The following is a 20,984-nucleotide window of genomic DNA, read 5'->3' as shown; positions in this document are numbered from 1 at the left end:
GCGCAGTATTGGGGTCGGCAGGTGGTGTTTTCCGTCCTTCGGGGCCCTGGTGCCATGGCACCAGGGCCCCTCCACGCGTCCCCCCAGTCCTTTCGCCTGTTTCCCAGCGAGGTCAGATTTGATCCAGGCGCGGGGGTGTTGGCCGCGGTTGATGACGTGGTGCAGGCCATCGTCCCGGGGGTGGGGCCACCACACCTGCTCCGGGACGACGTTCTCCCTGGGGACCGTCAGGAAGGCGGTGCGCAGCCAGGCGCGTTGATGGAAGTACCCGCTCTCGCGTGCGTCGAGCTCCTGCGCACACTGGACCCGGAGCCGGTCCGCGATGTGCGCCACCTCCCCGATCGCCGGCGCGTCACTCATCGCCGGGCTCAGGCTCAGGGTTCGGCTCTGGAGCGGGGTTCCCCGGGTCGCCGGGACTGGAGTTCAGGCCCCCACTTCTCCATCCTGGTCCTGCCGATGCGCCATGAAGGCCCGACTAGTTGGTGGTCGGCACCAGGCGGCCTCGAAGTTGACGGACCGCCGCGCGCCTGGGGGTGCTGTTCGCCGTGATGGCAGGATGCCCCAAATTGGGCTCGCTAGGTACCACCGCAGGTCCACCGTGGGCACCCATGAGGTGCTTGCAGGTCAGGCATGGGTCCAACCGCGCAGGACGGCGGCTGCCTGGCGGACGTCGAGTTGTCCGTGGTCGACATGATCGACGAGGTCGCCGGCCTCGGCTGCGGTGACCTTGACGGGCTGGCCGCTGGCGGTGAGGTAGGCCACCGCGACCGAGGCTGCGTACAGCAGGTTGCTGTGCTCCATCTCGGGGACACGGACCAATGAGTGCAGCAAGGCAGCAGCCCTGTGTGCGGCTCGGGATAGACCGGGGTGCCCATGGTCTCGTAGCGGTGCCACGCGATGGCCTCGAGCGTTCGGCGGTGATCGGCCCTCCGCCGTCCACGGACCGGATCAGCCGGCATCAGCGGCTCGATCCGGCTCCACATCGCATCAGTGATCACTGATCGGGCAGACACATCCGATCAACTGACCAATCCACCAAATCGACACGCGCCAGCCGGGAGATCCCGGCCGGCTGCTCCCGCGGAGCAGTCGGGCCCTGGTCAGATCGTGACCGGGCCGTGGGCGGTGGCGAACTCGACCGAGACCAGGCCCGGTTCCTCATCCTCAACCCAAGTGACGTCGATCTGGTCGAGGGGGTGGTCGGCCGGTTCGCCGAGGAATTCGGCGATGGAGGCGGCGTCGCCGGCGATGGAGACCCCGTGGATGGTGGTGGAGGTGCGCGGGTCGGCGCTCGGGCGCTCCTCGATGGGGACCGACCACTGAAGGAAGTAGGGCAGTTGCGGGTCCTCCAGCAGTTCCAGCAGGCCGATCTGCTTCCACCTCAGGTCGAACCCGTCGGGGCGGACGCGGTGGCCCTCGGCCGAGGTGCGGCCGAGGCGGGTCTCGACCGGGGCGATGTCGTCGACGGAGACCACCCAACCGAGCCAACCGCCGCCCTCGGCGGCGCGGCGCGCGACCGCCTGGCCGAAGGGTGCGCGGTCGGCGGCGGGGTGGTCGAGTGTGGTGACGACCTCGACGTAGGTGCCGCCGCTCAGCGGGAGAATAAAATTGCGGGTGCCGAATCGCGGGTGCACGCCGCCGTCGACGAACCCGGCGCCGAGGGCCGATCCGATCCGCTGGACGGTCGAGACGAAGCTGTCGCGGGCCACCGCGTAGGACACGTGATCAAGTCGCACGGCGCCATCATCACCCGACAACCCGTACAAATCCCGACGCCACGCCCGCCACCCCGGCCGCGTCCGCCGTGGATTCAGCCGTGGAGCGGATCGATCGTCGTCATCCCGGCGGGGGAGGCCCGGTCGAAGCCAGGCGGCAGCGCTGCCGCCTCGTCGAGGCCCACGACCCGCTCGATCAGCCGCTGCGGGGCGAACGCTGCTGCCACAAGATTTCGATCCGGCATGCAGCACCCTGCGCACCGCACTTCCAAGAGACAGGCTCTAGCGCTGCTGATGCCGTGCCACGTCCGCGTGGAGGTCGCCGATGAATTTACGGATGGTGAGTTCTCCCCAGCCGGAGTCGAAAGCTACGTAGACGCCATAAACGATCTCGATGTCGTCGAACAGATCGAGCGCCCGGATCGAGTCGAAGCCCGCACACGCGGAGAAGGTGTCGCCGAGGTCGATCTGCGCGGAACTCAGCCCCAGGTTGCCGGTCAGCCAGCCGACCACCCAGGAGCGGAGGGCGGAGACGGAGACGGGACGTCCGGCTCTCCAGTTCGCGGCTCTCCGGTTCGAGGGGCGCCGCGACGTACGGCGGAGGTCGGCGGCGGTGGCGTTGATCAGGGCGAGCAGGCTGCGCGGGGTGTCCGCTTCGGCGATCGCATCGTCGTCCAGGCAGAGTCCGTACTCGATGCCGGTCGCGCCGGCCACCTGCAGCAGAGCGAGCGAGTCGTAACCCAGCTCCGCGAAGAACATGTCCTGGACGTCGTCATCCAGGTCCACGCCGTCGGCCTCTCCCGCGCTTTCCCGGAGCATACGAGCCAGGTCAGCCCAGCTCATCGCGTCGTCGCCGGTCTCGTCGCCCGGCGCGCGCTGGTCCAGGTCCCGCAGTTGCGCCGCCAGACGCTTGCGGACGGCGGTCAGATCCTCCTGATAGGTCGTGTTCTGCGGTTCGTCCCGCACGAGCGTGTAGGCCGCCTCCCAGGAATTCCGGTACAGGCGCGCCGCTTCCTCGCCCTGATGCGAGGCATGGGCGAGATCTCCCAACCTGGCGTAGCACAGGCCCAGATCGCGGCGGGAGGCGGCGCTCTCGGGTTCCGTGCGCGCGAGTTCCTCGCGGATCCGCAGGGACTGGCGGTACTGAGCGGCGGCCCGGTCCAGGCCGCCTTCGGCACGGGCCAGATCGCCCAGCCGGTTGTACGAGACCGCCAGGTCGCGCAGGTGCACGGTGCTGTCGGGTGCGCGCCGCGCCAGCTCCTGTCCGATCATGACCGCCTGCCGGTACATCTCGGCGGCCTGGTGCGGCTGTTCCGTGCCGGACAGCAGATCCCCGAGCCGGTTGTAGGCGACCAGCAGATCCCGTTGCACCGAGGCGTCGCCCGGCTCCGCAGTGGCGAGCCTGCGTGCTGTGGCCAGCGCCTTACGGTGCAGCCGCTCGGCCGTGGACCACTGGCCGTCCAACCGGGCGAGCTCGCCGAGCCGGTCGCAGCACACGGCCAGGTCCCGCTGGTGGACCGGGCTCGACGGTGTCGCCCGCACCAGACCCTCGGCGATGCCCAGAGCCTCCTGGTACCACTTGGCGGCTTCACTGCGGTCCCCGGCGGCTCGGGCCGTGTCGCCCAGCCGGTTGCAGAGCACCCCCAGGTCCCGCTGGTGGCCGGTGTTTTCCGGGTGATCGCGGATCAGGTCCCGGCCGAGAGCCGTGCCCTGGCGGTACAGCCGGCCGGCCTCCTCGCCGCGTCCGTAGGACCTGGCGAGATCTCCGAGGCGCAGGAGGGCGGCGGCGAGGTCGGGCAGCGCATTGTCGTCGGCGGACCGGGTGGCCGCTGAGATCCGCTCCAGCAGCTCGGCGCCGACCAGCCGCAGCAGGCCGTGCAGCAGCGACACGTCGCCGGACCCGGTCGGTGGGGCTTGCACGGCTCGCTCGGCGCGCCGGGCGAGCGCGGGCAGCCGGGCAGCCAGCGCCTGAGCCACCGAGGTGGTGACCTCGCCGTCCGCCGTCCCCAGCCGGGCGAGCACATCGAGCGCATGGACGACCTGGCCGTCGGCGTCCAGGCCCAGCACACCTGTCAACAGCGCCTTGTCCAGGTCCGCTGGCGGGCCCGTCCGCAGGTCCTCGCGCAGGACCGCGGCCACCAGTGCTTCGCCCAACTTGTCGGGGCGCAACGGGACCAGGAGCGCGGGTCCCTCGTAGAGCCCTGCCAGCCATCCGACGAGCGCCCGGTTCTCCGGGCCCGAGCCGCCTTCCCGCGCCGCGGCCAGGGCGGTCAGCGCGTGGGCCTGCCGGCTGTCGGCGGCGCCCGCGAGTGTCGCCGCCGCCACCAGGCGGCGGCGCAAGGCACCGTCCAGCCAGGGCACGCCGGCGGCGGTCGCGGTGGCCGCCCAGTAGCGCTCCTCATGGCGAAGGATCCGGTCCACGGGAAGTCCCTCGTTGCCCGGCCCCCCGACGGACCCCGCCCCCGGTTCGGTATCCGGGCGAAGGACGCGGTCCAGCGCCTCGAACAGAACTTCCAACGGCAGCCCGTAGCGCGCGTCGTCCAGATCCGGTGGCGTGACGACCGGGCCGCCGGGTGCGTGCCAGGCACGGGAGAACGCGTGAGCGGCCTGTTGGTACAGCGTCCGGCGCTGCTCGCCGGTGAGGTGCCCAGCGGCCGTGGCGCTGTCGCCGGCCTCGGACAGGATCGTCCGCAACGGTGCGGGCGCGTCCTCCTCCAGCCTCGCCAGGGTGTCGGCCGACGGACCTGTACCGGTGCGCGTCAGCAGCAGAACACGGACCGGCGCGATGTCCGTCGCGCCGTGGCGCAGGGCTTCCAGCAGGGCCAGGAACTCTGGCGTGCCGACGGCTTCGACGTAGTCGATCACCACGAACCGGGGGAGTGGCAGCCGCGCCAGATCGGCTGGAGCGCTGTCGCGTCTCCACAGCCCGCTCACCCAGCTGCCGCTCCATCCGGGCGGCCAGTTCCAGGCCGAAGCGGGTCTTGCCTGCGCCTCCGCGCCCGGCCACCTGGACCACCGACATCGCGTGCGGTGCCCGGCACCACGCGGTCAGAGCGTCGAGTTCCGCGTCGCGGAACAGATACGGGACCACCGCGAAGTCGCTGCGCAGCAGATCTGCGGGACTGGAGCGCGGACCTCGGGTGAAGGGCGCCCAGGGCCGCTCCAGCGCCGTGGCGCAGTCCGCGACCGGCAGGACACGGTGCCAGGCGGTCCGGTCGGCGAGGACGGCGGCGCGGTTGAGGCCGCGTATCCGCCGGCCGGCGGCGAGCAGGTCCGCCGGCACGCCGGGGCCGCCGTCGAAGAGCGCGGAGACGGGCGACGCCCAACCGCCCAGATCCGTGTCGATGTTCCGGGAGGCCGATACGACGCCGACCACCGCTCGGCGCTCGGGGCACAACAGCGGCGCCCCGGACAGCCCCGGTCTGGCCTGTCCCGCCTTGAGCCGGAGGTAGCCGTCGCCTTCCACTCCCTCGAAACGGAAGGTGGCGGGAGAGCCGGGCGGGTCGAGGCCGTATTCCCGAGGCGGGTAGCCCCAGGTCTGGCACTCCTGCTCCCCGAGCGGATCATCGGCTTCGAGCAGGACGCAAGGGTGGTCGAGTGCGGCGTCGAGGCGGATCAGGGCCAGATCGGGGAAGGGCCACAGCGCGCCGGCCCCCTTCGGCGCGGACCGTGCCACGACGGTGCCCTGTACCGGGTGCGCGCTGATGCCCGCGTCCGTGACCACACTGACCGCCGCCTGGTCCTTGACGACGTGTGCGCAGGTCAGTACCCATCCGGGTGCCACGAAGAACCCGGTGCCGCACAGCAGTTGGTCCACGGTGTCGATCCTGACGACACAGCGGCGCAACTCCCGCGATTCGACGCGTGTGTACATCGCGCGGCCCCGACCGGTCAGGGCCGGCTTCCGGCCTTCCAGGTGAGGGTGATCCGCAGCGCCGCCTCCCCGCTGCCCTCGATCAGCATGCCGGTCAGTTTCCCGGACTTCGCGGTGAGGTTCAGCCCGAACTCCACAGTCGCCTCATCGGGTCGCACCCTGTCCCAGGCGGCGGCGAGTTGGTCGCCGATGGCCTCCACCGTACCGCGGACCCCGTCGAAGGACAGTGCGTCCGCAATGCCCACGGTCTGCGGACCGCTGCCTTCCGCGAGTTCGACGAAGAATTCCGTCGTCCCGGTGCGCACGAGTGCCGGCTGTCCCATGGATCCCCCTCATATGTGCCCTTGCCCATCCGAAGTGAAGTCTCGCCTGCTGCCCGCCGGTTGAGCAAGGGATCATGACCGGGGACCGCCTTCGGACCGGGCCTCGACACATTTCTCGGCCGGCGCTGGCCCTTCTCTACGCTCTCGTGTCCGCCCGCCCCGGCCGTGAGCCGCAACCTCGCCGACGAGCAGGCCCGCGCGCTCGCCCCCCTGTACGAGCCCGGGCGCAACCTGGTCCGGGCCGGGTGTTCCTCGACCCGGCGTCCCGCCGGCTCTTGCCCGACTGGGCCGAAGTTGCCGCGCAGACCGCAGCGGCCCTGCGCGCCGAAGCCGACCCACACGACCCCAGGACCGTCCGCTTGATCGCCGAGTTGGAGACGGACGAGGAGTTCCGCCGTCTGTGGGCGCGGAATGAGACGCGACCCGCCCGTGACGAACTCAAGCGCTTCGCGCACCCAGTCCTCGGCAGCCTCGCCCTGCGAAGGCAGGCGCTCACCGTCGGCGGCCACCTGCTCGACCGTCACGCCCGGGCCGCGGTTCCTCGCGACCCGCACGACGTCTTGGCGGAACTCTTCCGGATAGGGCTTGGGCACAGCGACATCCTTCCCACCTGCCCTGCAGGGCAAGCCAGTTCAGATGTCACCCGATCGTGCGGCAGACCCCTGCAATACGGCTATAAGGGGGCGGAACGAGGCGCTGGCGACCATGTCGTCAGGGTCCTCGTTGGACTCCAGGAACACCGGCACGATGATCCTGGCGACCTTGATGGAGCCGTCCTTGTTGAGGCGGAGCGCCCGGCCGATGTTCTGGACGATCTCGACTTGGGAGCCGCGGGTGTCGGCGAAGCAGATCGCCTCGACGCCGCGCTCTGCCGATGTCGACCACCATGAACGGCGGCAGCTGCCTCACGGCCAAGTGACACTGGCGTACCACCACCGCTGGAACGCCGAGCGGCCGGAGCACCCCGTCAGGGGCTGCTCCGGCCGCATACCCTCCCGAGCAGCCCAACGGGGACGAGCCGGAAAACGGCAGCCTTCGGGCGGAGTGTTGGACCTGCGCGGGGCCTCGGGGGCGGAATGACACTCCCGGGCCCCGACGGCCTTTCGCGCCGACTCCGTGACGTGCTGGGGCAGGTGACCGTCCAGCGCCTCGACTATCTCACCTGGGCGCTAGCGTCCAATGCGCCGCGACGGCAGAGGGATTCAGTGCTCGCAGAGGGAGAATTCTCGTTCGTAGAGCTGCTCATTGTGTTCATTGACGAAGAACTTGCGTTCCTGCATGAGTTGTTCGCGGTATTCCTTGGCCTGATTGAGCGTCATCGTCGATGTGTCGGACCATGGTTGCTGTGGTGGCAAATCGGAGGTCGAGACGATTCTTTCCGACGGGTCGACCAGGAAGAACGCGAGTATCTTGCGGTGTCCCGCGCGGGTGGGGTCGGTGAGGCGGAATGAGCTGACGCGGTGTTGCAGGATGTTCGGGAACGCCAGGCAGCGGCCCTCGGGGGTCGCTGCCGATCCCAGGATCTGGTTCAGAGCGCCTTCGTTCTCGAGGCCGTAGACCTCACGCATGCCGTTGTCATCGCTCTGTTGGTAGGACGGGTCATCGAGTGCCGTCCGGAAACTCAGCCGGCTTTCGGTGATGTTATCGCTGTCCCAGTAGTAGATGCCTGTTGAGACGATCCGCTCGTTCATCATTCCCTCGACATGCCAGCTACCTCCGGGATACTCAGTCTTGTCCGGGGTGAGTTGAATGGTGGCGAGCTTGACGATGACCTGCAGGCGGCGGCCGCACAGGTCGACTCGGGAGGATTCGTCGGGGAACTCGGGCGCGCTGAAGGCCGGGGCGTCGGGGATGGTTGGACGACGGGTTTCCCACCAGTCGTCATGGGTCTCCTCCCATACCCGGACGGCCTCCGCGAAGGCCTCCTTGTCGCTGTAGGAGGCCTTGTCGGGGTACTCCGGCTCCGGGTCGTACCATCCGTAGGGATCGGCCTCGATCCGCAAGGGCCGTGGGTGGCGGAGATCGGTCAGCACGTTCTCCAGCAGCGGGCGCATGCGCGCGAACATGTCCGGCAGGACGGAAGCCAGTTCGCGATGCGTCTCGGGGTGGACGTTGTTCACGTACGAGCAGAACGCGGCATCGCCGTCGTCAGAGATGTCGACGTCCGTGGGCAGCCACTGGAACTTCTCCGAGAACTCGTACTTCGAGTAGCGGTCCGTCGGGTTCTGCCAAGCCTGCTCGGGGGCCCCACTCACCTCTCTCGCCAGGCAGAACAGCGAGGGATGAACCAGATCCAGCACCAGCCCGTCGGATCCGGGATGCCAGTCCTGATCCGCCGCGGGGACCTGTTCCAGTACCCGAACCGCCTCGCGCAGCCGGGATCCGAGCTGGTCGTCGACCAGCGTGTCCGACTGCCACACTCCGTCGACGGCGGACACCTCGACCCCGGTCGGCGCATCCCGCAGCGTGGCGTAGTACCGGAGTTCGCCGAGCACGTAACGAACCTGCGCTTCGGTCAGCCCTGGGCGACCGCCTCCTGAGTCCACCTGGCGGCGATGTCGGCATCGCTCATCTTGTCGAACCACCCCGGCTTCGCCCGGATATGTGCGCTGCACTGCATCATCTGCAGTTCCCGCAGCGTTCGGGGGGTCGCGAACGGCAGGGAACGGGAAGCTTGGAAAGGTAGAGGGAATGCAGACAGGCCGGTCACGTGGCGTGGTCCTTCGAGTCGGTGTGCGGTGGCCGGAAGAATACGTCAGCGTACTGACACCGCAGCCCCGGTCAGTGACCGGCCCCCGTTGCCGGCGCCGGGCGGCCCGGCCCGGCCCGGAACGTCAGGACGCCGGTTGATGCGACGCGTCCAGTCGCGCGACCTCCTGCGCTGTCAGTTCCAGCGTGGTCGCCGCGGCGGAGTCCTGGATGCTGGCCGACCGCGACGAGCCGGGGATCGGGACCACCACCGGCGACTTGGCGAGCATCCAGGCCAGGCAGACCTGCTGGGGACTAACCTCGTGCGCGGCGCCGATCTCGGCGAACGGGGCGAACCGCGTCCCGAGGCCGCCCGCCTTCCCGATTCCCCCGAGCGGGCTCCACGGCAGGAACGCGATGCCCAGTTCGTCGCACAACTCCAACTCCGGCTCACTGGACCGGAAGGCGGGAGAGAACTGGTTCTGCACGGCGGCCAGCCGGCCGCCGAGGATCTCGTTGGCCTGGATGATCTGCGCGGGGTCGAAGTTCGACACCCCGGCAAATCGGATCTTGCCCTCGTCGAGCAGTTCGCGGATGGCGCCGACCGAGTCGGCGACCGAGACCTTCGGGTCCGGCCGGTGGAACTGGTACAGGCCGATCGCCTCCACGCCCAGCCGCTTCAGCGACGCCTCGCAGGCCTGCCTCAGGTACGCGGGCGATCCGTCGAGGCTCCACCCGCCTTCCGCCGTGCGGGTGTGCCCGCCCTTGGTCGCGACCAGTACGTCGGAGGTGTCGCCACCGTACTCGGCGAGGGCGTCGGCGATGAGCGACTCGTTGTGCCCGAAGTCGTCACCGTTCAGGCTGTAGGCGTCCGCCGTGTCGATCAGGGTGATGCCCAAGTCCAGCGCCGCGTGGATCGTGGCGACCGCCCGGTCCCGGTCCGGCCTCCCCTCGATGGACAGCGGCATCCCACCGAGGCCGACAGCGCTGACCTGCATGTCCCCGATACGGCGTGTCCCCGTGTGCGGCGTGTTTCCCATGAAGAAGAGCCTCCTCTTTGACCACGTTCCGTGGTGCGACATCGTGAAGTCTCCACCCCGCCTACCCTCCCTGAGCGCGGAAACTGCCTCGACAAGTGCTCCTGTCAGGCGTGCGATGGGCCTACGGCTTGCTCCGCCAGGGGCGGCGGCAGCCACGGCGGAGCACCGGTCTGGGGAGTGGTCCGCGGTGATCGTCCACTCATCCGGTCTTCGGATGCTCGAGGTCGCCTTCGCGGAGTCCCGCAGTCGCGACGGTGCCCGTCCGCGCGTCTCAGCTCGCCGCCTGCTTCACGAGCACGCCGATCCTCGGCTGCGGCACCGTCCCGGTCCCCGGCCTCCTCCCGCACCTGGGCCAGGGCGAGCAGAGCGGCGGTGTTGTCGCGCTCGGCGGCCTGCCGGGTGAGGGCCTCAGCATCCGTGCGGCGGGCAGCATCGGGATCACAACGGTCCAGCTCGCGGCCAAGGGCGGCGCGGTCTCGGTGGCTGTCACCACCTCGTCGCCCGAGCGTGGTGCCCGCCCGAAGGAGCTGGGCGCCACGCACGTCCTGAACCGCTCCGGTGAGGGCGCGCCGGACGCAGCGGCGGGCTTCGACGCACCCTGAGCCTCGCGGCCACCCGGCGTCACGGCATGCCCGCACCGTGACGCCCCGGGTGCACACTGCGGACGGGCTACGTCATCAACTCGATGTGCGGATGCTCGGGCTCCGCCGGGCAGACGAACAGGTGCTGCCGGTAGCCGCTGCCTATCTGGACCCCGGTCGCGTTGTAGCCGCGGTGGCCGGGGAACGGTCCAGCACCTGGGTGGGGGTGCGGAGACCAGCTGTTCCCGGCGTCGTCCCCTTCCTCGAACGTGGCGACGGTCATCAGGACCTCCATGCCGGTGTCGCACTCGGAGCAGGGCTGCGAGCTGGGGTCGGTGGAGTTCCAAGCGGGCCAGCCGCCGACCTTCCAGCCGGGTGCGTTGGACAGCACACAGTCGTAGTACGTGTCCGGGTCCATGTCTTCCTCTGCTGCCTGCGGCACACTCCATTGCTTGAGCTGCTCCCGCAGTTCTTCGCTCAGCTCCAGATGGTCGGGGTACTCGGTGATCTGCTCCGGTTCGAGCACGCACGGTTCCGGTAGATAGCCGTCGAACTGCACTGCGGGCGGCTCGGGGGGTGTGTCGAAGATGTCAGTGACGGCGGCTGCCGAACGCCAGAAGAGCAGGGTCCTGGGCATGATCGGATGATCAAAGGGGCACCACAGAACCTGCAGCAGGTCCTTGCCCTCCGGCGGGCTCAGATCGGGCACATCCCGTACGTACAGCTGCGCGACGGGCAGCATCGCTATGGGGCCGTCGTACGCCTGGACGGCCAGCCTCACCGGATACGTCCGAGGGGGCCGGATCCGCTCGAGAGTCTCCCGTTCCTCCGGAGTCAGGTCCCGGCCGTGCGAGGCGGCGAAGATCCGTCGTTCCAGCCGCAGATCCGCCGGGGACTGGGCTGGGTTGATGCCATCCACCACATGCGGTTCCTCGCAGTGCGGCCACGGCTCCTCAGCGGGCCACAGCAGCGGCCCGCCGATCGAGCTGTCGTGCCATGTCGGCGCCCCAGGGCGGGGGTGCAGGCGGGTCGCCGTGCGGGCCAGCGGAGCCAGTTGAGGAAAGACCGCGGCAGCGTCGATCGGCCGTGGCGGAGTGACAGGAGTGACATTCATGGCCGCAATCTTGCCAATCGCCTCTGACAACGGCCCTCGTGGCCGCCCCACGAAGAGTTCCGGCACGGGCGCCAGCCGGGAGAGCGCTACCGCCGATCCGTTGCCGGCAGATGGCCCGCGAGCAGGTCCACGATCGCCGCGTGGATGTCCGTCCACGCGCGCGGTTCGTCGCCACGTACCACCTGGACAGGGACGACCTTGACGCGTCCATTCCGTCCGGACCGCCGCCGGTCAGGAGATGGCCCATCACGATCTCCATCGGCAGGCCGTGGCCGAACCTCTTGAAGTGGAGCATCTCGCCGATGGTGAGTACGCAGACGGCCCTGGTGCCGCCCCACGGGGGGGAGGGCGGCACCAGGGCCGATCTACGGATAACCGTAGCGCTGAAGTGCTGGTCAGGGGCGGCGAAGCGGCAAGCCGGGCTGTTCGCGTGAGGCGGGGGCTTCGGGGGCGTACGACACGAGGTCGGGCACCGGCCTGCCGGTGGGCTGGGTGATGACGATGACCCGCCCGGCCGCAGGCTGGTGTCCGACAGCCACTACAGGACCATCTCGTCACGGGCCGTGTTCATCACGCCCCGCAACTCGTCCTTGGCTCCCTCCGGCAGCATCTTCGGGTGTCGACGCCGCGGCGGCCGCTTCGGAGCAAGCAGATCGGCTGTCATCGACGTCTGCACATGCCCCAAGGGAGCCCGGTCCCGGTCCACTTGCGTCGGCAGCCGCGTAACCGCCAGGGCCTCCTTCAGGGAGGCGTTCACGCCCTTGCTGGCGCATGCGTTGAGCTAGTGTCCTGCGCCGGAGATCCGTCGGCAGAAACGGGCGAGTGAGTCGAGGATCTCTTCGGCTGTCGCAAAACCAGGCAACTGCCATGAGGGCCTGCATCCGGGTGCGGTCGAAGCGGCCGCCCGGCTTCTTGGGCCCGCCCTCCAACAGGTCATCTTCTCGAGCCTCATGAACGACTGCTCGTACTCGGAGATGTTGACGAAGACCTCAATGTCGCTCTGGGCGCGCGCCGCCGCGGCCATCAGGATGACGGCGTCGGAGTAGTACGGCGACAGGCTCATGCTGAAGTAGATGCGTCGGCAGTCCTTCAGTGCGGCTGTCACGTCAGCGATGTTGAGCAGGTCACCGACGAAGACCTCGGCCCCGGCCTGGCGGAGCGAGTCCGCGCGTTCGTCGTCCTGCCGCACGAACGCACGCACCGGGTACCCTTGTTCAAGCAGCATGTCGACCATCGTTCGACTCACACCACCGATTTCGCCGGCGGCACCGGTGATCAGGATGGGATTGCGCTCTGGCATCAATATGTCCTAAGTCTGGTTGGGTGAGTCAGCTGTTCAGACAGCCCAGGATGTGATCGGCCGCCGTCTTGGGCTGCTTGAGGTGCAGGATGTGCCCTGCACGGGGTGCGGCGGTCCGTTCGAAGCCGTGCTTGAACACGCCGTCCATGCCGTCACGCAGCCGTACCTCTTCCGGCTCTTCCCGGGCAAGAAGGCGATCTTCGTCGCCGCCTTGGCGCGGAGCATGGAAGACACTCGCCTGGCCTTCGAGAGGGCGGCGAAAGGGATGGGGGCGAGCAGGCCCTGAACGCGATGGCGGGCGCTTGCGCGCAGCTGATCTCCACGCGCCCCGAAACGCTCCTGATGCAGATGCGGGGACACACCTTCGCGGCAGCCGCCGAGGCGCAGGGCGATGGCCAGATCGGCGAGCTCGTCCGGGCCGGCTGGATGAGGCTCTGGTAGACCGTGCACCTGCCGCTGGTCGTCGATGTCAACGAGACCACGACCTTCCTGGCTCGCGGCATGCTCATCAGCACTCTTACGGCCATGGGGGCTTCCCCCGAGTGCCGGGAAGAGGGCATGAAGCCTTGGGGGCTGCTCGGGTCGCCGGAGGCCGGCATCAACTCGTAGAGCACATCGGTCACCGAGCCTGCTCGCATAGGCGATGCGTCAGCGCATGCCTGCCGCATCGAGCAGGGTGGCCACCGTGGGAGCGATGAGCCCTGTCGGGGTGTCGGCTCCGATTCCCGCGCGGGCACTGGCGCCGTCGAAGACCAGGGTCAGCTGCCTGGCCAGCAGATCCGGGTCGCTCGCCCCACCCTGTTCGGCCTCGGCGCGGAAGAAGGCGGTCAGGTTCTCCTTGACCCGGTGGGCCACCTGGCTCGCAGGGTGGCTCTGGTCTTTGAGCTCGATTTGAACGGCCAGGTACCGACAGCCTTGGAAGTCGGGTGCACCGGCCTGCGACTCCAGCTGCTCGAAGACGTGCAGGATTCGCTCGCGGGGTGAACGGCCGTCGTCCGCCTCGGGCAGGAGCGTCGCAGCGTAGGAATCGGCTCGTCGCTCCAGGCTCGCCGCCAGCAGTTCGTCCTTGCTCTCGAACAGCTGGTACATGGAACGCTTCGATACCCCCGCAGCCTTGCACAGCGCATCGACGCCGATGCCGACACCATCTCGGTAAGTGAGCGTGGCCGCCGCCTCCAACAGCCGCTCTCGGGAACTTGACTTCGCCTCGGTGGTCATACTGCGAGGTTAACTCGCTTCCGACGAAATGGAAACCGATCGGTTTACGAAGCTTTGGGCGGCGATCTTCGCACCGCCCATGGCCGAGCGGGCAGGTGAGTACGGTTTCGCTACGCCGGGGCGGCGGTCTTCTCGGGCTTCGTCCCGGCGGGGCCGCGGTGCAGCCCCTGGCGGTACCAGCCCGTCACCCCGAAGCCGAAGAGTGCCGGCTGCGATGACGCCGACAGCCATCATCCCCCAGCCTCGGGCCAGGCACGCATCACCCTGGGCGCCGTAGAAGAGGATCGAGCGGACACCGCTGGTGATCTGCCGCAGCGGCTCGAACTCCGCGAGGAAGCGGTAGAAGACGGACAGCGCCTCAAGGGGCGGTGGCACCGGCCGTCGGCACCGCCCTCGCGACATGGAACAGCGTGACCACCAGCATGCCGGGCGTGCCGAACACGGCAAGGAGGGTGAGCGCACCGATCCCGGAGACCGCGATGGCGCACACCGAGTACAGCCACAGCGGCGGCAGGTAGGAGGCGTCCACCCCCATGAGGCCGACCGCGCCCGCCATGACCAGCATGCCCATCAGCCTCGGCATTTCAGCCCACATCGTGGATCTGACGCCGTGTTGACGGAAGGTGCCCGCTACCTGTGATGATCAGATTTCTGAAGACGAATCGCGCGGGTAGAAGTGGGCATCATCTCGGAGATGCCCGGTCCTCCTTCGCTGATTTGTGCCTTGAGAACACCAATCATCGCAGGTAGCAGGGCATTTCTCACTGACCACTCGTTGTGATCAACCGCGTATCCCCGGTGGATTCAGGGATGCTCTTATGGATGTCAAGCGGCGGTTGTGAGCTGCTCTGCGGTGATGGTCGTCGGCGTGGGGGCGGTCAGGATCTGGTAGATCTCGCGGGCGATGTACCGCTTGAGGCAGCGGATGATCTCCTTCTTCGACAGGCCCTCCTTCGTCCGGCGTGCCATGTACTCCTTGGTGCGTTCGTCCCAGCGCAGGCGGCAGAGGACGATGCGGTAGAGGGCCGAGTTGGCCGCTCGGTCGCCACCCCGGTTGAGGCGGTGGCGCTGGGTGCGCCCGGAAGAGGCGGGAAGTGGGGCGGCGCCGCAGAGCATGGCGAAGGCGGCCTCCGAGCGGAGGCGTTCGGGGTTCTGGCCGACGGTGACCAGCAGTTGCCCGGCGACGTCGGAGCCCACGCCGTTCAGGGCAAGCAGGGTCGGGGCGATCTCCGAGGTCAGCGGGTCGATGAGATCGTCGAGCTCGCCGACTTCCTCGGTGAGCCGCTGGTGGCGGCGGGCCAGGGAGCGCAAGGCGAGTTTGGCCGCGATGGCGGGCTCCCCGGCGCGCTCGGCGTCGGGTCGGGAGGCCGCGCACGTGGCGATCAGTTGCTTGTCACCCAGCTCGCGCAGGGCGGCGCGCAGTTCCTCCGGCGCACTGATGACCAGAGTCTTCATCTGCCGTTGCACGTCGGCTCGCTGGCGGACCGCGCTGCGGCGGGCGACGCGCAGGCTCCGCAGAGCCTCCACCTGGCCGTCGCGCTGCTTGGGTATGCCGGTACGGCGTCGGACCAGAGCCGCGCGGGCGGCAGCCTCGGCGTCGACCGGGTCGGACTTGCCCTGCCAGCGGCGGGCCTTGCGGTCCGGGCGGTCGATCTCCACCACGCTCACGTCCTGCTCGTGCAGGTAGCGGGCGAGTCCGGCCCCGTAGGCGCCGGTGCCCTCCACCCCGACCAGCACCAGGGTGCCGAACGAGTGGAGCCAGGCCAGGAGCTTGCGGTAGCCGGCCGCTGTCGCCTCGAACTGCTCGGCGCCCAGCGGGCGCCCCGCCGAGTCGATGGCCGCCGCGGTGTGGGTGTCCTTGTGCGTGTCGACGCCGCCGGTGATCTCGCGGTCCTGCTGTGCGATGGTGGACATCGCCGTCCTCTCCACTCGAGCGGTCAGGGCGGCAGCCACCGGCCGAGCGGGCGGAGAAGACAGTGATGGGGCCTCTGGCCAGGCTCTTATGAAGTCACGCAGGCCGGTCCGGTGGCTGCACACGAGCGTCTCCCGGACAGAGTCGACAGATCCCGTTGAGGACCCGAGGTCAGTCAGTGGGTGGGTCAGACCCCGCCGGGAGACGCTCATGAACATCCTCACTGTCAGTGGGCGATCACGGGCTCGCCCTCCGACGGCGCCAGGGCCTTATTCGGGATCAGGAACGCCGCGAGCACCGCACCGACCACGAAGAACCCGGCGCCCCAGGCCAGGGTGGCCGTGTAGCTCTCGACCCCGGCCTGCGCCGCGGTCAGCGCGCCGGCCTTGTGCGAGGACAGGTAGTGGGTCGCGGCCGATGAGGCAACGGTGGTCAGTAGCGCCGTGCTGATCGAACCGCCCACCTGCTGGCCGGTGTTGATCAGCGCCGAGGCGACGCCCGAGTCCTCGTGGTGGATGCCTGCGGTCGCGCCCTGGAACGCGGTGGTCATCACCCCGCCGAGGCCGAGACCCAACAAGATAAGGCCGGGCATGATGTGGGCGGCGTAGGTGCTGTCCAGCTTGAGCTGGGTCAGGTAGGCCATACCGGCTGCGGCGACCAGGAAGCTGGCGCTGATCACGATCTTCGGGCCGACCCTGGGCAGCAGCAGCGCAGGCGCCGTGGTCGACGCGGCAACGATGCCCGCGACCATCGGCAGGAACGCCAGACCGGTCTTGATCGGCGAGTAGCCGAGGCTGGCCTCCAAGTAATAGGTCAGGAACAGGAAGATCGAAAACATCCCCATGCCGATGACGAACACCGCCAGGAACGAACCGCCGCGGGTACGGTCCCGCACGAGTCGCAGCGGCAGCAGCGGATGCGCGACCCAGGACTCCAGCCAGACGAATACCGCGAGCAGCACCACGCCGGCGATCATGGAGGCGATGGTGACCGGGTTGGTCCAGCTGGTGGATTCGACGTGCGCGAACCCGTAGACGATGGCGAACAGCGCGGCGCTCACCGTGATGGTGCCCGGGATATCGAGTTTGGGCCGCTCGGTGATCGCGGGCTTGGCCAGCAGCAACAGCGCACCGACCAGCGCGACGGCCGCGAAGGCGACGTTCACGTACATCACCCAGCGCCACGACGCCCATTCGGTGAGCATGCCGCCGAGCAGCAGCCCGATCGCGCCGCCCGCACCGGCCAGCGCACTGAAGATGCCAAAGGCCTTCGCCCTTTCGGACGGCTGGGTGAAGGTCACGCTGAGCAGTGAGAGGGCCGCGGGCGCAAGCAGCGCGGCGAAGAGACCTTGGGCTACACGTGCCGCGACGAGGATTTCGAAGCTGGTGGCCGCGCCGCCGACGACGGATGCGCCCGCGAAACCGACGAGGCCGGTCACGAAGGTGGTACGCCGGCCGAACAGGTCACCGAGTCGGCCACCGAGCAGCAGCAGGCTGCCGAATGCCAGGGCGTAACCCGTAATGACCCACTGCCGACTGCCGTCGCTGAAACCGAGGTCATGTTGCGCTGCGGGCAGCGCGATGTTCACGACGGTCGCATCGAGCGTGACCATGAGCTGTGCCACGCCCAGCACGACAAGCACCCACCAGCGCATGGCATGTGAGCCGCGACGGCCCGAGTCTGTTTTCCCGGAGGCAGGCGCCCCACGATCGAAGGTGGTAGTCATTTTTCCCCTTTATCGCTGGTCATAGGCCGAACACCCGTCGGAAACTGATCTGTTTCCACTCAGGAAAACAGATCGGTTTCCACAATGCAAGTAAACGGGTAGTCTCCGACCTGTGAGCGACCCGACAAGGCCGACGCCCGCGCTGACTGCCGGTGCTGTCTCGACCGCTACCGGTTGCTCGACGTGGCCGCGCAGCTGTTCCACGAACGGGGCGTCCACATCGGCGTCGACACGCTGTGCCGCGCCGCCGGGGTGTCGAAGGGTTCGATGTACCAACTGTTCGGCAGCAAGGATCAACTGGTGGCAGCCGGCCTGCGGGAACGCGCGGCGTTCGACTATGCGGCCTTTCTGCTGCCAGCCGATGATGACGACCGTCCGCCGCGAGCACGGATTCTGCATGTCTTCGAACGGTTGGAAGCCCTCGAACGATGAGACGATTTCCGTGGCTGTCCGTTCGTCGCTGCGGCGGTCCAAGTCAAGTCGCCCGAGCATCCGGCGAGTCTGGTCGCCCGTCGACAGAAGGACAGGCTGACCGCGTTCTTTCGGCGGGAAGCCGAACGCGGCGGCGCAGCCGACCCCGCCCAGCTGGCCAGGCGGCTGACCCTTGTGTTCGACGGAGCCAGCGCCTGGTCTGTCGTACACGCACGGCGTCTCGACGGTCTCGCTGTCGCGACCGCCGGCACATTCCTCGATGCCACCGGCGGCGGCAATTCCCTACCTGACAACCGCTGACCGGCGACCCACCGCCTGCCGGGAGATTGCCCGCACCCGGGGCACCTACTGTTCCGGTCCCGGCGCCGCCGGGCGCCCACGCGTACTTCGGCGGCGAGTCGGCGGTCTATGAGGACGGCTCGCGGCGATCGAGATGAGCGCCGTGCTGACCATGGAGCTCTTCGGTGCCGGCATGGTGTTCGCGGCCCTGACGGACGTGCTGGTGGTGCGCATCCTGCTGGGGACGGCCGTCATGAAACTCCTGGGCGGGGCGGCTTGGTGGGCCTCGGGCCCACTCGCGCGCTTCCATGCGCGGTTCGGCATCAAGGAGACCGACGGGCCGGCGGAGACGCACGCCAACAAGCCGGCCCCCAAGGCCGTCTTCGCGGATCCCGCGCTTGCGCGTGGAAACCGATCGGTTTACGATGACTGGAAACCGATCGGTTTCGCATGTGGGGTACTCGCGCCCCCAATGCCCGGGAGAGAAGGAGTCTGCGTCATGCCCGATCAGGAGACGCGTCCCACGATCCACATTCCGGGGGCCACCAGCCACACCATCGCCCCGCGCGGAGGACCCCCGAACCGCGAGGGGACGCTGCGCTACCTCAAAGCGGGCACCGGTGCCCCCCTGGTCCTGCTGCACACCGTGCGCACGCAGGCCGAGCACTTCCGCTTCCTCATCCCGTTGATCTCGGATCGGTACACGGTGTACGCCCTCGACCTTCCGGGGATGGGCTACTCCGAGATCGTTTCCGGTGCGTCGTACGACGAGCCGGCGATGCGCGCGGGCGTTGAACGGCTCCTGACCGAACTCGACCTCCGCGATGTGACGATGGTCGGGGAGTCCTTGGGGGCGGTGCTAGCTCTGACCACGGCGGCTGATCTGCCGGAGCGGGTACGGCGTGTCGTGGCCGTGAATGCGTACGACTTCCGCGACGGTATCGCCCGGTCCAGTCTCCTCGCCCGTCTGGTGGTCAGCGGTGTTCTCACGCCGGGGGTGGGCCCGGTGATCGCTGGAGTGGAGCCCAAGCCCGTTCTCCGCAGGGTCCTGCAGGGCGGCCTGGGTGACAGGACCGCTCTGCGGGCGGACTACGTGGACGAACTCCTTCAGGTGGGCAGCCGCCCCGGCTACCCGACCGTGGCCCGGGCCGTGTACCAGAGCTTGCCCAGCCTGATCGCGGCCCGCTCGCGCTACCGGGAGGTCAGGGCCCCGATTCACCTCGTCTACGGGGAGAAGGACTGGTCCCGGCGCTCGGACCGGGAAGCCAACAAGGAGCTGCTGCCTGCCGCCGAATTCACGCAGGTGCCAGGAACGGGCCACTTCATCGCCCTGGAAAGGCCCGGCGTGCTGGCCGACCTGTTGAACGCGGTGGCGTGACTGCGAGGGCCTGATGATCGGTCGTGCGGTCGACGGGCGGTTGTCATCGGCCCCAGACTGCGACGCAGAGCTGGGCCATGACCTCGGTCGGGGCCGACAGCACTCCCACACGCGGTGCGGCTCGCGCGAGGGAGCTATTCTGGCCGCCGAGTACGGCTGGAAGATCGATCTCGGTACGGTCGCCCGAATCTGGCGCGGCGGGTGCATCATCCGGGCCTCGTTCCTCGACCGCATCCGCGTCGCCCACGCCGCCGAGCCGAACCTGGTCAGTTTGCTGACCGAGGAAGGCTTCACCGCGGAGACCGCCGACGCCCAGGTGCCATGGAGGTCGTCGCCTCCGCCGCCCGCCGCAGCATCCCCGTCCTCGCCTTCTCCGCGGCTCTGTCCTCCTACGACACCCTGCGCGCCGACCGGCTGCCCGCCGCCCTCCTCCAGGGCCCGCGACTACTTCGGTGCCCACACCTACCAGCGCACCGAACGGCCCGGCGCCTTCCCTACCCACTGGTCCCAGCCCGACCGCCCTGAAACCGCGGCGTGAACGGGACCTGGTCCGGCAGTGTGGACGCGGCAGACCCATATATACGGCAAACGTCATGTGAATGGTGCTGCAAGCGCAGCCAGTTGATTGGGAGATGGGACTATGGACAGCCCGGCTCGTGGTCCGCGGACCGCTTCTGCCGAGCGCAGACGACAGGTGCTTGAGCGCGCTGTCGGCGAGTTCGCCCGGTGCGGTCTGAAAGGCACCACCACGGAGGCGATCGCTGCACGATGCGGATTCTCCCAGCCGTACCTGTTCCGATTGTTCGGGTCCAAGGGCGCACTGTTCCTGGCGGTGCTCGAGCACGGCTTCGACCTGCTGGACGTCGGCGAGGGCGGCTCGCTCCGAGCGGATGCGGGCGCTCCCTCGAACCGCCTCCGGCTCATGCGGCGCCACGATGGTGAACTCGCGAAACTCTTCCTCCAGGGTTGCGCTGCCGCCTGTGACGACGAGGAGGTCGCGGCCCTGCTCCGTCGGCGACTGCGGCGCCTGGCGACCCAGTGCGGCCGCTCAGATGAAGACCTGGTCACCGAGATCCTGCGGACGGCCGGCGGCAGGGCGCTTCGAGAGGCGTGGGGCGTGTAGGCGCAGCTTCCTGGAGAACCGGCGATCCGGCCTGTCGGTTGAGGCGGCGTCCGCTGCCACGAGCGTGGCCGTTCCAAGCGGGTCCGGCGCGAAGCGGCGGCTGCTCGCAGATGCCGGACACCCATGAAGAGCCAGTCCATGACTGCGGCGGCGAGTCCTTTCGGTGTGGACGTGACGCCAGACCGCATGCCGGAGAACGGCACGGTCGGCACCCGCATCGCAGACGGCAACTCCGCGGGACTTACGCCGAGGCGCGTGCCGCCCGGCGTCGAAGGACTTGT

General features: G+C 68.9%; 15 protein-coding genes and 8 pseudogenes. 7 read left to right on the top strand and 16 right to left on the bottom strand.

Translation table 11 applies throughout. The annotated features are described in order from the left end of the window. Positions 1–624: 624 nt before the first annotated feature. The 6 genes and pseudogenes from C8250_RS00760 to C8250_RS00735 all read right to left on the bottom strand — a co-directional run bounded on the left by C8250_RS00760 (position 625) and on the right by C8250_RS00735 (position 5,912). The gene (locus C8250_RS00760) at positions 625–801 is read right to left on the bottom strand and encodes a hypothetical protein (RefSeq protein ID WP_187145372.1); all 177 of its coding nucleotides are present in this window, start codon (positions 799–801) and stop codon (positions 625–627) included. A 74-nt stretch (positions 802–875) separates the two neighbouring features. Further along, positions 876–1,013, bottom strand: a pseudogene (locus tag C8250_RS00755) (transposase); the annotation flags it as partial. An 87-nt stretch (positions 1,014–1,100) separates the two neighbouring features. Further along, on the bottom strand, positions 1,101–1,736 hold the full coding sequence (locus tag C8250_RS00750) for a VOC family protein (RefSeq protein WP_138357042.1): 636 nt from the start codon (positions 1,734–1,736) through the stop codon (positions 1,101–1,103). Between the two features lie 74 nt (positions 1,737–1,810). Then, the gene (locus tag C8250_RS44395; RefSeq protein ID WP_269770873.1) at positions 1,811–1,942 is read right to left on the bottom strand and encodes a hypothetical protein; all 132 of its coding nucleotides are present in this window, start codon (positions 1,940–1,942) and stop codon (positions 1,811–1,813) included. A gap of 55 nt (positions 1,943–1,997) precedes the next feature. Then, entirely contained in the window at positions 1,998–4,649 is a 2,652-nt protein-coding gene (locus tag C8250_RS44665; RefSeq protein ID WP_138357043.1) for a tetratricopeptide repeat protein, read from the bottom strand. A gap of 957 nt (positions 4,650–5,606) precedes the next feature. Then, positions 5,607–5,912, bottom strand: coding sequence for a CU044_2847 family protein (locus C8250_RS00735; RefSeq protein ID WP_138357044.1), 306 nt, complete (start codon positions 5,910–5,912; stop codon positions 5,607–5,609). 74 nt (positions 5,913–5,986) lie between these two features. Here C8250_RS00735 and C8250_RS00730 point away from each other — a divergent pair. Beyond that, positions 5,987–6,358, top strand: a pseudogene (locus C8250_RS00730) (hypothetical protein); the annotation flags it as partial. Between the two features lie 213 nt (positions 6,359–6,571). Here C8250_RS00730 and C8250_RS43140 read toward each other — a convergent pair. The 3 genes and pseudogenes from C8250_RS43140 to C8250_RS00720 form a co-directional block, all read right to left on the bottom strand. After that, positions 6,572–6,781, bottom strand: a pseudogene (locus tag C8250_RS43140) (helicase); the annotation flags it as partial. 333 nt (positions 6,782–7,114) lie between these two features. Next, positions 7,115–8,622, bottom strand: a pseudogene (locus C8250_RS00725) (DUF4246 domain-containing protein). Between the two features lie 124 nt (positions 8,623–8,746). Continuing rightward, positions 8,747–9,640: an aldo/keto reductase gene (locus tag C8250_RS00720; protein ID WP_138357045.1), complete on the bottom strand. Its 894-nt coding sequence runs from the start codon at positions 9,638–9,640 to the stop codon at positions 8,747–8,749. 395 nt (positions 9,641–10,035) lie between these two features. Here C8250_RS00720 and C8250_RS00715 point away from each other — a divergent pair. Next, positions 10,036–10,233, top strand: a pseudogene (locus tag C8250_RS00715) (zinc-binding dehydrogenase); the annotation flags it as partial. A gap of 76 nt (positions 10,234–10,309) precedes the next feature. On the opposite strand, the gene C8250_RS00710 reads toward C8250_RS00715, so the two are convergent. From C8250_RS00710 to C8250_RS00705, 3 genes are all read right to left on the bottom strand, one after another. Next, on the bottom strand, positions 10,310–11,335 hold the full coding sequence (locus C8250_RS00710; RefSeq protein WP_138357047.1) for a hypothetical protein: 1,026 nt from the start codon (positions 11,333–11,335) through the stop codon (positions 10,310–10,312). Positions 11,336–11,873: 538 nt separating this feature from the next. Next, a complete protein-coding gene (locus tag C8250_RS44390) occupies positions 11,874–11,999 on the bottom strand; it encodes a hypothetical protein (protein WP_269289655.1) in 126 nt (41 codons plus the stop codon). A gap of 117 nt (positions 12,000–12,116) precedes the next feature. Continuing rightward, positions 12,117–12,635: an NAD(P)H-binding protein gene (locus C8250_RS00705; RefSeq protein WP_232486206.1), complete on the bottom strand. Its 519-nt coding sequence runs from the start codon at positions 12,633–12,635 to the stop codon at positions 12,117–12,119. 151 nt (positions 12,636–12,786) lie between these two features. Between C8250_RS00705 and C8250_RS43135 the strand changes: the two are divergent. Beyond that, positions 12,787–13,244: pseudogene (locus C8250_RS43135) on the top strand (TetR family transcriptional regulator); the annotation flags it as partial. 39 nt (positions 13,245–13,283) lie between these two features. Here the strand turns inward: C8250_RS43135 and C8250_RS00695 are convergent. From C8250_RS00695 to C8250_RS00680, 4 genes are all read right to left on the bottom strand, one after another. Further along, positions 13,284–13,853: a TetR/AcrR family transcriptional regulator gene (locus tag C8250_RS00695; RefSeq protein WP_138357048.1), complete on the bottom strand. Its 570-nt coding sequence runs from the start codon at positions 13,851–13,853 to the stop codon at positions 13,284–13,286. A gap of 358 nt (positions 13,854–14,211) precedes the next feature. Beyond that, the gene (locus C8250_RS44660; protein WP_306665066.1) at positions 14,212–14,436 is read right to left on the bottom strand and encodes a hypothetical protein; all 225 of its coding nucleotides are present in this window, start codon (positions 14,434–14,436) and stop codon (positions 14,212–14,214) included. 242 nt (positions 14,437–14,678) lie between these two features. Next, positions 14,679–15,767: an IS110 family transposase gene (locus C8250_RS00685; protein WP_138357049.1), complete on the bottom strand. Its 1,089-nt coding sequence runs from the start codon at positions 15,765–15,767 to the stop codon at positions 14,679–14,681. A 224-nt stretch (positions 15,768–15,991) separates the two neighbouring features. Next, positions 15,992–17,491: an MFS transporter gene (locus C8250_RS00680; RefSeq protein ID WP_138357050.1), complete on the bottom strand. Its 1,500-nt coding sequence runs from the start codon at positions 17,489–17,491 to the stop codon at positions 15,992–15,994. A gap of 174 nt (positions 17,492–17,665) precedes the next feature. Between C8250_RS00680 and C8250_RS00675 the strand changes: the two are divergent. The 4 genes and pseudogenes from C8250_RS00675 (at position 17,666) to C8250_RS00660 (ending at position 20,703) form a co-directional block, all read left to right on the top strand. After that, a pseudogene (locus C8250_RS00675) lies at positions 17,666–18,223 on the top strand (TetR/AcrR family transcriptional regulator). A gap of 478 nt (positions 18,224–18,701) precedes the next feature. Next, positions 18,702–19,580, top strand: a complete 879-nt coding sequence (locus tag C8250_RS00670; protein ID WP_138357051.1) for an alpha/beta fold hydrolase — start codon at positions 18,702–18,704, stop codon at positions 19,578–19,580. 142 nt (positions 19,581–19,722) lie between these two features. Continuing rightward, positions 19,723–20,118: pseudogene (locus tag C8250_RS00665) on the top strand (NADP-dependent phosphogluconate dehydrogenase); the annotation flags it as partial. A 102-nt stretch (positions 20,119–20,220) separates the two neighbouring features. Continuing rightward, the gene (locus C8250_RS00660) at positions 20,221–20,703 is read left to right on the top strand and encodes a helix-turn-helix domain-containing protein (protein ID WP_138357052.1); all 483 of its coding nucleotides are present in this window, start codon (positions 20,221–20,223) and stop codon (positions 20,701–20,703) included. The last annotated feature ends 281 nt before the right edge of the window (positions 20,704–20,984 follow it).

Source organism: Streptomyces sp. So13.3 (genome assembly GCF_005860785.2).
Classification (GTDB): domain Bacteria; phylum Actinomycetota; class Actinomycetes; order Streptomycetales; family Streptomycetaceae; genus Actinacidiphila; species Actinacidiphila fildesensis.
The sequence above is the reverse complement of the archived record's forward strand: the minus strand, read 5'-3'. Positions and strand labels throughout refer to the sequence as shown.